Here is a 10150-nt window from a genome sequence, read left to right as displayed (position 1 = left end):
ACACTCCGATACATTGTGATGCCAGTACCATATCTCCTCGCTCGTGTCTACCATGAAGTAAACATACTCTTTTGCGCTTCGCGCAACGGCATTTCATCCCTGTGGCAAGACCACAGGGAGTTCATGCCGGGGTCATTAAATCAAACAACTTACAACTTCATTTTATGAGTAAAATCACATTTATATCATTGTAATATTATGTATGTTTGCCCGCAATCAGAAATACTTTTATGCAGAACAACGCACTTGATTTTCTGCCCATCGTCCTCACCTTCTTCGTAGCAGCCGGATTTGTGGTAGCCGTTATGTTTATTTCTCATTGGCTGGGACCAAAGAGACGTTCCAAAATAAAGAATGATGTTTTTGAATGCGGTATCGAAGCGCAAGGTAATGCGCGCGTTCCGTTCTCTGTAAAATATTTTTTGGTAGCTATCCTTTTTGTTTTGTTCGATGTGGAAGTTATTTTCATGTATCCATGGGCAGTAAATTTTAAAGAACTCGGTATGCGGGGGTTTATTGAAATGGGATTATTCATTGCATTTTTCATGGTTGGATTTTATTATATAATGAAGAAGGGAGCTCTGAAGTGGGAATAAGAAACATGGCAGGTGTAAGAAGGCAGATGAAAAAATTACAGTTTAAATTATGTCAGAAGTAATAACACAAAAACCCACCATTGTTGAAGCCCCGGAAGGGTATTCTCAACCGGGTTTCTTTACCACTTCACTGGAAAAAGCGGTTGGCTTGGCAAGAAGAAACTCCATTTGGCCGCAACCCTTTGCCACATCCTGCTGCGGTATCGAATTCATGGCTGTGATGGCTCCGCATTATGACCTGGGAAGATTCGGAAGTGAAAGGTTAAGCTATTCTCCCCGCCAGTCCGACCTGCTGATGGTAATGGGAACCATCTCAAAAAAAATGGGACCGATAGTAAGACAGGTGTACGAGCAGATGGCAGAACCAAAATGGGTGTTGGCTATGGGTGCGTGTGCTTCAAGCGGTGGAATTTTTGATACGTACAGCGTTTTGCAAGGCATTGATAAAGTAATTCCTGTGGATGTTTATGTTCCGGGTTGTCCTCCGCGTCCTGAACAGATTATTGACGGTCTCCTGTTGATACAAAAAATGGTAAGCAGCGAAACATTCAGAAAAAGACAATCGCCTGAGTATAAAGCGCTGATGACAAAATACGGAATGGAAAATCAGTAAGCAGTGGAAAATCTTTTACGATACATAGAAGAAAAATTAAAAACAAAATTCGGTGATGCAATTATTTCTGCCGAGCAGCTTTATGATTTTCCGGTTTTCGTTATAAAAAGGGAAAAGCTTTTTGAGATTGTTAAGTATTTGAAAGAAGATTCCGAAATGGGATTTGAATTTCTTACAACGCTTTGCGGCTTACATTTTCCCGATAACAAAGGACAGGAACTTGGCGTAATGTATCAATTGCACAACATGCCTAAAAACTGGCGCATCCGCTTAAAAACTTTTTTCCCGATTGCTGACCCTGAAGTTCCCACGTTAACTCCTCTTTTTTCTTCCGCCAACTGGCAGGAAAGGCAGGAATACGATTTCTTCGGAATTATTTTTAAAGGTCATCCTGATCTGAGACGCATTTTAAATATGAATGAAATGAATTACCATCCAATGAGAAAAGAATATGCACTGGAAGATGGAACAAGAACGGATAAAAACGATTCAATGTTTGGTAGGTAAGAGAGAAAGAGAGACAAGTCAAAAGTCAAAAGAAATACAAAGTTGGCGTACGAAAAAGATATTAAGGAAAGAACAAAAAAGTTTGCGATAAGAATTATCAGGTTGTGTGCAGAGTTAAGAAAGAACAAAATTGATTTTCCGCTTGTCAACCAATTATTGCGAAGCGGAACATCTGTTGGAGCGAATGTAGTAGAAGCGAAGGCAAGCAGCACAAGGAAAGAGTTGATTCGGTTCTATGAAATATCACTTCGATCTGCAAATGAATCAGGATACTGGATAGATATAATCAGTGAGGGATTTGATTTGAAATTAGAAAGAATAACTGACGACAAAAAAGAATTACTTGAAATCTCAAAAGTGTTGGCGACTATTATTATCAACTTGAAAAAATGATTTTGTATTAACTTTTGAATTTTGATTTTAAAATTTTTGACTTATTGATATGGTAGAGGCAAAAAACAAACAAGAGGAAATTAAAGAGAAGGAATATTCTACTTTAAACTTAGGTCCTACCCATCCCGCCACGCACGGAATTTTTCAGAACGTACTGAAAATGGACGGAGAAATAATTATGGACGCGGTGCCTGAATGCGGATATATCCATCGGGCATTTGAAAAAATTGCCGAGCGAAGACCTTTTTATCAAGTTACTACTCTCACTGACCGTCTTAACTATTGTTCCTCTCCTATCAACAACATGGGCTGGCACATGACGGTTGAAAAACTTATCGGCTGCGAAGTTCCCAAACGCGCGCAGTATCTTCGTGTGATCATTATGGAGCTTTCACGCATTGCAGATCATTTGGTTTGCAACAGCATAATTGGTGTCGATAGTGGAGCAATGACTGTTTTCCTTTATGTAATGCAGGTTCGCGAACATATTTACGAGGTCTTTGAAGAAATCTGCGGGGCGCGCCTCACAACAAACATTGGCCGTATCGGAGGAATGGAACGTGATTTTACCGAAACCACCTGGAAAAAAATTAAACGTGTAGTCGATGAGTTGCCAAGAGTATTAGAAGAGTTTGAAAATCTTCTGGTACGCAACCGCATCTTTATGGATAGAACAGTTGGTTGCGGACCTATTTCAGCAGAGCGTGCGCTTAACTATGGTTTCACCGGACCAAATCTTCGTGCAACGGGAGTGGATTACGATGTGCGCGTGATGAATCCGTATTCATCTTATCAGGATTTTAAATTTATTGTTCCGATAGGACAAAACGGTGATGTATACGACCGCTTCATGGTGCGGGAGCAGGAAATGTGGGAATCGTTGAGCATCATCAAACAAGCCATTGCTAATATTCCTGACGGACCATTTCATGCCAATGTTCCTGAATTTTATCTCCCACCGAAAGAAGAAGTGTATAATAATATGGAAGCCCTTATTTACCATTTCAAAATTGTGATGGGAGAAAACGAAGTTCCGAAAGGGGAAGTGTATCACGCTGTAGAAGGCGGAAATGGCGAACTCGGTTTTTATCTCATGAGCGATGGAAGCAGATGCGCATACCGTTTGCACTTCCGCAGACCCTGTTTCATATACTACCAGGCATATCCTGAAATTATCAAAGGCGCTTTCCTTTCCGATGCCATCCTGACGATGAGCGCGATGAATGTGATTGCGGGGGAGCTGGATGCATAACAGCCAATTCGTCAATTAATCAATTTGAAAATTTGAAAATGAATCCACATTTTCAAATCGGGTAATTTTCAAATTATCAAATTGGCTATTTCGCTTCTGCCATAATCTTCTTTGCTTTCTCTTTTGCTTCGTCAATCGTTCCAACAAGGTGGAATGCCGATTCAGGAAGGTCGTCCACTTCTCCGTTGAGAATCATATTGAAACCTTTAATCGCGTCTTCAATAGAAACGAGGGCGCCTTTCAGACCGGTGAACGCTTCCGCAACGTGGAAGGGCTGAGACAAGAAACGCTGAACACGTCTTGCACGGCTTACCACTAATTTATCTTCTTCCGAAAGTTCATCCATACCGAGAATGGCAATGATGTCGAGCAATTCTTTGTATCGCTGAAGAATCATTTTCACGCGCTGAGCACAATTGTAATGCTCTTCTCCAACAATAGCAGGAGTAAGAATTCGTGAGGTGGAATCCAGGGGATCCACCGCTGGATAAATTCCGAGCTCGGCAATTTTACGAGAGAGAACGGTTGTTGCATCCAGGTGCGCAAATGTGGTAGCAGGAGCAGGATCGGTCAGGTCATCCGCAGGAACGTATACCGCCTGAACAGAAGTGATGGAACCGCGTTTGGTAGAAGTAATTCTTTCCTGCATCACACCCATTTCGCTTGCGAGTGTGGGTTGGTATCCAACCGCAGAAGGCATGCGTCCGAGAAGCGCTGACACTTCAGAGCCCGCCTGTGTGAATCGGAAAATATTGTCAATGAAGAAAAGAATATCTTTTCCTCCGGATTTTTCATCGCCATCACGGAAATATTCTGCCACTGTTAAACCGGAAAGCGCCACGCGCGCGCGCGCGCCGGGAGGTTCGTTCATCTGTCCGAACACGAAAGTTGCTTTTGAATCTTTTAACCCTTCTATATCTACTTTAGATAAATCCCAAGAACCTTTTTCCATGGAGTGTTTGAATTCTTTTCCGTAATTCATAATTCCCGCTTCAATCATTTCGCGGAGTAAATCGTTTCCTTCGCGTGTGCGCTCACCCACTCCTGCGAAAACTGAAAGTCCACCGTATCCTTTCGCGATGTTGTTAATTAATTCCTGAATCAAAACTGTTTTTCCAACACCCGCACCACCGAACAAACCAATCTTTCCGCCTTTTACATACGGCTCCAAAAGGTCAATGACTTTAATTCCTGTGAAAAGAATTTCGGATGAAGTAGAAAGGTCTTCGTACTTCGGAGGGTCGCGGTGAATGGCGTAACCATTTTTCTTTTCTACCTGAGGGAGTCCGTCAATCGCATCGCCTACCACATTGAAAAGTCGTCCGTTTATTTTTTCGCCAATCGGCATTTTAATGGAAGCGCCCGAAGAGCGCACTTCCGTGCCACGGCTCAATCCGTCTGTAGAATCCATCGCAATGGTGCGGATAGTATCTTCGCCAATGTGCTGTTGGCACTCAAGCACCACGTTCACACCATCAGGACGGGTTACTTCAAGAGCATCCAGAATGTTGGGGAGCGTAACTTTTTCTCCGTGAAAAGAAACGTCAATCACCGCGCCAATGATTTGAGAAATTTTTCCTTTTAACTGTGACATATATTATGAATAGTATTATTTGCGTTTTGTGTTGCGAAAATAATAGTATTTGTCTATCTGCAAAATGAAAGTTATCAGGTTTTTCATTTGGGCGCGCCACCGCGAGGCGCGCTGTCAGGCTTTCGCCACTCGCTTTTTTGTGAAACACAAAAAGAGCTCAAACAAATGGCTCAATCCTTCGCGCAAAATCCCTCACCCTTTAATCCCTCTCCCACAGGGAGAGGGAAAATATTGTGGTGGCATTTCGTTTTCCCCGCGCTAAAGCGCGGGGCTATTAACATCTCGCTCCTCTGGAGCGAAGAGAAAATCCTCATTAACAAAGGGGGATTAAGGGGGTTGTAAATTTCTCCATAGGAGAAAAATATTAATAGCCCCGACATTTATGTCGGGGTAAAAGAATCCAACCCACAATCTCTCCCCTCTCCTTGAGGAGAGGGTTTGGGGGTGAGGCAAAAAATGTTTTGCAGTTATTTCTTACATTTGATAACGGCAAATGAAAGTCTACGAAAGCATAGAGCAATTTAAAGGCGCCAAGAATCCGGCAGTGACCATCGGCACATTTGATGGCGTGCACCTGGGGCACCAGAAAATAATTCAGCAGTTGAAAGAAGGCGCGGAAACAATCAAGGGAGAATCGGTGATACTTACTTTTTATCCCCACCCTCGCATGGTTCTTTTTCCCGATGACGAAGATTTGAAACTCCTGAACACGGAAGAAGAGAAAAAAGATTTGTTGGAAAAACTTGGGGTGGAGCATTTGATCGTTCATCCGTTTACGAAAAAGTTTTCGCGGTTCACCTACACGGAATACGTGCGTGATATTCTGGTGAACAAAATAAAAACGAAAAAGCTCATCATCGGTTACAATCATCATTTCGGCAGAAACAGAGAGGGCTCATTCCAGCAATTGAAAAAGCTTGCTACCGTATATGGTTTCGAGCTGGAGAAAATCGCAGCGCAGGACATTAATAAAATTGAAATCTCTTCCACCAAAATCCGCAAGGCGCTGGAGAGCGGTGATATCAAAACCGCAAATAAATTTTTAGGATACGAATACTCTATCAAAGGAAAAGTTGTTAAAGGAAAAGGAATCGGCAAAGGATTGGGATATCCTACTGCGAACATTCAAATTGATGACAAGCACAAACTGATTCCTGCAAATGGAGTTTATGCAGTAACAGTACAAGTAGAAAATAAAATGCACAACGGAATGATGAGTATCGGTTTCAATCCAACTGTTAATCCCACAGGAAATGATTCCAATAGAATAAATGGTCATAAAAAAAGCATCGAGGTTAACATCTTTGATTTTGAAAAGGACATTTATGGCGAAAACATCCGTATCTTTTTCAGACAGAAACTAAGAGATGAAAAAAAATTTGAGAACATGGAAGCGCTGAAGAAAGCAATTGACGGAGATAAAGAAAAAACACTGAAGATACTTAGCCCCTCTCCATCTCTCCCCCAAGGGGAGAGGGTTTAAAACAAAATGAAAAAGCAAAATAATAAATATCAATTCAGATTACACTTCAGTGTTTTATTTTTTGTGTTTGCTTTATTCTCCCTTCCCTTGGGGAAGGGATGGGGATGGGCTTCTGCACAATCACTTCTTGACACTGCTTCTCTCCTTGCTTCACCCATTTACAATAACTTACAGGAAGCTCTCCAGAATCCCGACAAAGTTTACCGCCTTGATTTGAGCAAAAAGAAACTGAAAGTTTTTCCCGTGGAAATTCTGAAGTTCAAAAATCTTCAGGAACTTAATATCAGCAAAAACAAACTTGACTCGCTTCCAGAGCAAATCGGAACGCTCACCAACCTTCAAGTGCTGAATGTTTCAGGAAACAAACTGCAATACCTTCCTGACTCAATTGGCGAACTAAAAAACCTGAAAAAACTTGTTGGCTCCCGAAATAATTTACTGGCACTTCCAAAACGAATAGGTGATTTGGAAAATATCGAAATAATTGACTTGTGGGAAAATGATCTTTCCAGTTTTCCGGAAGAACTTTCCAAACTCAAAAAACTTCGCTGGATGGATTTACGCGTCATCATGATTGACGACAACCAGCAGGAACGAATTCGCCAGCTTCTTCCAAAAGCAAAAATTTTTTTCTCGCCCAGCTGTCACTGCGTAACAGGTTAGTTCTCCCCTCTCCTTGAGGAGAGGGTTGGGGGTGAGACGTGTTCATAAATCTGATTTTGCTTTCTCCCTTTATTTTCCATCTTTGCAGCAGAAAACTTGGGGGCGCCTCTGACGATACTATCAGGGCTGAGATGAACCCTTTGAACCTGAACAGGGTAATGCCTGCGAAGGGAAAGCAATATTCTCTCTCCTTAGGTTTTCTGACACGAATTACACTAATTAGCGCAAATTAATTAGTGTCAATTCATAAAATTAGTGTCTATGAAACTACTTGTCAACTCCGAACAAAAATATTTCTCAGGAAAAAATATTTTCGAATTAGTTCAAACATTAAATATGCCGAGCACAAATGGAATTGCTTTGGCGGTGAATGAAAAAGTGATTCCAAAAATGGAGTGGGAGAATTTTCAATTGAATGAGGACGATAAAGTTTTAATCATCAAAGCAACTCAAGGAGGATAACAAAACATGTAAGATGAAACATGGCAGAAGGCAGATGGAAATACAAAAACTAAAAATTTTAATTATGAATAAAACCGAAAAACTCCCCACTAGCGCAACTACAATCACCCGCGAACCGTTTCCCAACTCAAAAAAAATTTATGTAAGTGGCACCATCCATCCCGACATCAAAGTTGCGATGAGAGAAATTGAAATCTCAAGCGGTATCGCTTCCAAAAACGGAAATGGTAACTCGAAAGAAAAATTGGTCGTGTATGACACAAGCGGGCCTTTCACCGATCCTGCAATTGATATTGATTTAGAAAAAGGAATTCCCCGTTTGCGTTCGAAATGGAAATTCCAGAGAAGCGGAGAAAATATTTCGCAAATGCACTATGCGCGAAAAGGAATTATCACTCCCGAAATGGAATATATTTCTATTCGTGAAAATGTTTCTGTTGAATTTGTCAGAGACGAAGTCGCTCGCGGCAGAGCCATTATTCCTTCCAACATAAATCATCCCGAAGCCGAGCCGATGATTATCGGAAGAAATTTTTTGGTGAAGATAAATACTAACATCGGAAATTCTGCCGTGAGCTCCAGCATTGAAGAAGAAGTGGAGAAAGCGGTATGGTCTTGTAGATGGGGAGGCGACACGCTGATGGATTTATCAACAGGAAAAAACATTCACGAGACAAGAGAATGGATAATTAGAAATTGTCCTGTACCTGTGGGAACTGTTCCCATTTATCAGGCATTAGAAAAAGTGAACGGCAAAGCCGAAGATTTGACTTGGAAAATTTTCCGCGACACATTGATCGAACAAGCCGAACAAGGCGTAGATTATTTTACAATTCATGCCGGAGTTTTGCTTCGTTACATTCCGCTTACAGCGAAAAGAGTGACGGGAATTGTTTCGCGCGGAGGTTCCATTCTTGCAAAATGGTGTCTCGCTCATCACAAAGAAAATTTTCTTTACACACACTTTGAAGACATCTGCGAGATTATGAAAAAGTATGATGTCGCATTTTCTCTCGGAGACGGATTGCGTCCCGGAAGTATTGCCGATGCAAATGATGAAGCGCAGTTTTCAGAATTAATTACGCTCGGTGAACTCACAAAAATTGCGTGGCAGCACGATGTGCAAACGATGATTGAAGGACCCGGACATGTGCCGATGCATCTCATAAAAGAAAATATGGATTTGCAATTGAAGCATTGCCACGAAGCGCCATTTTACACGCTCGGTCCGCTCACCACCGACATCGCGCCCGGCTACGACCACATCACTTCCGCAATTGGAGCTGCGATGATTGGATGGTATGGCACTGCGATGTTGTGTTATGTTACTCCGAAAGAACATCTCGGCTTGCCGAATAAAAAAGATGTGAAGGACGGAGTCATCGCTTACAAAATTGCCGCGCACGCTGCCGATCTTGCAAAAGGACACCCCGGTGCGCAGATCAGAGATAATTTATTGAGCAAGGCGCGTTTTGAATTTCGCTGGGAAGACCAGTTTAATTTATCGCTCGACCCCGACACGGCAAAAGAATTTCACGATGAAACTTTGCCTCAGGACGGAGCCAAAACCGCGCACTTCTGCTCAATGTGCGGGCCGCATTTCTGCTCTATGAAAATTACGCAGGATGTGCGCGAGTACGCAGAAAAAATCGGGATTGCCGATGAGGAAGCATTGAAAAAAGGAATGGAAGAAAAAGCGAAAGAGTTTGCTGAAGCAGGAAATGAAATATATGTGCACGAATAAACATTTTGTATTTTTGTTATCATGAGCACAAAAGAACAAATCACTCATTGGAAAGAGTTATCCGATTATGATATGACTACAGCTAAACACATGTTTCAAACAAAGCGTTATCCGTATTGTCTGTACATGTGCCACCTTTCTGTAGAAAAAATTCTTAAGTCACTGCTCATGCAGCAAACGGGCAATCATCCTCCTTTCTCGCATAATCTTGTTGCCCTTGCAAAAAGTTTGGAAATTAGTTTTGATGAAAACCAAAAGACATTGCTTGCCGACCTCACCGAATTTAATATTGAAGCAAGATATCCGGAATGGAAAAAGGAATTTTATAAAAGAGCGACCGGAAAATACACACATACTTATTTTACGCAGACACAAAAATTACAAAAATGGCTGAAAAAATTTCTAAACAAATAATTGAACATATCAGGGATTATGTTTCTGTATTAAGAAATGAAATTCCTGTAAGCAAAGTGATTCTCTTTGGCTCGTATGCAAACGGGAAACAACGCAAAGGAAGCGATGTGGATATTGCCATCATCTCTGAAAAATTCGGAGTTAATCCGCACGAAGAAGGAAAATACCTGCTCCGTAAATTATGGGATGTAAAATTTGCCAACATTGACCCCATCCCCTATTCTCCAAAAGATTTTTTCTCTAAAGAGCCGTCACCGCTGCTCTGGGAAATTAAAAAGTACGGAGTAGAAATTTCATGTTAACTTTTTCATTTTTTTGTATTTATTGTCTACTGCCCATTGTCTACTTCCTTCTTTGGGCGTTCCCGCGAAACGCGGTCGGGCTATTCGCTACAATCCCTGACCGAAGCGTCAGGGGATTTCCGCTTCT

At 41.7% G+C, this 10150-nt stretch carries 12 protein-coding genes and 1 riboswitch; of the genes, 11 read left to right on the top strand and 1 reads right to left on the bottom strand.

The annotated features are described in order from the left end of the window. Nucleotides 1-230: 230 nt before the first annotated feature. The 5 genes from HY841_01385 to HY841_01365 are packed head-to-tail and all read left to right on the top strand — an operon-like array spanning nucleotide 231 to nucleotide 3361. Nucleotides 231-596 carry an NADH-quinone oxidoreductase subunit A gene (locus HY841_01385; protein MBI4929385.1) on the top strand — a complete coding sequence of 122 codons (366 nt, stop codon included), beginning with the start codon at nucleotides 231-233 and terminating at the stop codon, nucleotides 594-596. Between the two features lie 49 nt (nucleotides 597-645). Next, nucleotides 646-1209 carry an NADH-quinone oxidoreductase subunit B gene (locus HY841_01380; GenBank protein ID MBI4929384.1) on the top strand — a complete coding sequence of 188 codons (564 nt, stop codon included), beginning with the start codon at nucleotides 646-648 and terminating at the stop codon, nucleotides 1207-1209. A gap of 3 nt (nucleotides 1210-1212) precedes the next feature. Beyond that, a complete protein-coding gene (locus HY841_01375; GenBank protein MBI4929383.1) occupies nucleotides 1213-1716 on the top strand; it encodes an NADH-quinone oxidoreductase subunit C in 504 nt (167 codons plus the stop codon). A gap of 42 nt (nucleotides 1717-1758) precedes the next feature. Then, nucleotides 1759-2109 (top strand): four helix bundle protein, encoded by a 351-nt coding sequence (locus HY841_01370; GenBank protein ID MBI4929382.1) that lies wholly within the window; start codon nucleotides 1759-1761, stop codon nucleotides 2107-2109. 49 nt (nucleotides 2110-2158) lie between these two features. Beyond that, complete coding sequence (locus HY841_01365) at nucleotides 2159-3361, top strand: NADH-quinone oxidoreductase subunit D (protein MBI4929381.1); 1203 nt, start codon at nucleotides 2159-2161, stop codon at nucleotides 3359-3361. Between the two features lie 85 nt (nucleotides 3362-3446). Here the strand turns inward: HY841_01365 and HY841_01360 are convergent, their stop codons facing one another. After that, nucleotides 3447-4955, bottom strand: coding sequence for a F0F1 ATP synthase subunit beta (locus tag HY841_01360; protein ID MBI4929380.1), 1509 nt, complete (start codon nucleotides 4953-4955; stop codon nucleotides 3447-3449). Between the two features lie 493 nt (nucleotides 4956-5448). Between HY841_01360 and HY841_01355 the strand changes: the two genes are divergently transcribed. The 6 genes from HY841_01355 to HY841_01330 all read left to right on the top strand — a co-directional run bounded on the left by HY841_01355 (nucleotide 5449) and on the right by HY841_01330 (nucleotide 10023). After that, nucleotides 5449-6438, top strand: a complete 990-nt coding sequence (locus HY841_01355; protein MBI4929379.1) for a bifunctional riboflavin kinase/FAD synthetase — start codon at nucleotides 5449-5451, stop codon at nucleotides 6436-6438. Nucleotides 6439-6444: 6 nt separating this feature from the next. After that, nucleotides 6445-7101, top strand: coding sequence for a leucine-rich repeat domain-containing protein (locus tag HY841_01350; protein ID MBI4929378.1), 657 nt, complete (start codon nucleotides 6445-6447; stop codon nucleotides 7099-7101). An 88-nt stretch (nucleotides 7102-7189) separates the two neighbouring features. After that, a riboswitch (TPP riboswitch) is annotated at nucleotides 7190-7291 on the top strand. A gap of 71 nt (nucleotides 7292-7362) precedes the next feature. Further along, nucleotides 7363-7563 (top strand): sulfur carrier protein ThiS, encoded by a 201-nt coding sequence (gene thiS, locus HY841_01345; GenBank protein MBI4929377.1) that lies wholly within the window; start codon nucleotides 7363-7365, stop codon nucleotides 7561-7563. Nucleotides 7564-7627: 64 nt separating this feature from the next. Continuing rightward, on the top strand, nucleotides 7628-9307 hold the full coding sequence (gene thiC / locus HY841_01340) for a phosphomethylpyrimidine synthase ThiC (GenBank protein MBI4929376.1): 1680 nt from the start codon (nucleotides 7628-7630) through the stop codon (nucleotides 9305-9307). A 21-nt stretch (nucleotides 9308-9328) separates the two neighbouring features. Beyond that, entirely contained in the window at nucleotides 9329-9721 is a 393-nt protein-coding gene (locus HY841_01335; GenBank protein MBI4929375.1) for a HEPN domain-containing protein, read from the top strand. Beyond that, nucleotides 9694-10023, top strand: a complete 330-nt coding sequence (locus HY841_01330) for a nucleotidyltransferase domain-containing protein (protein MBI4929374.1) — start codon at nucleotides 9694-9696, stop codon at nucleotides 10021-10023. Before HY841_01335 ends, HY841_01330 begins: the two co-directional genes overlap by 28 nt. Nucleotides 10024-10150 lie beyond the last annotated feature (127 nt).

It is taken from the genome of Bacteroidota bacterium (genome assembly GCA_016213405.1).
GTDB lineage: Bacteria > Bacteroidota > Bacteroidia > Palsa-948 > Palsa-948 > Palsa-948.
The sequence above is the reverse complement of the archived record's forward strand: the minus strand, read 5'-3'. Positions and strand labels throughout refer to the sequence as shown.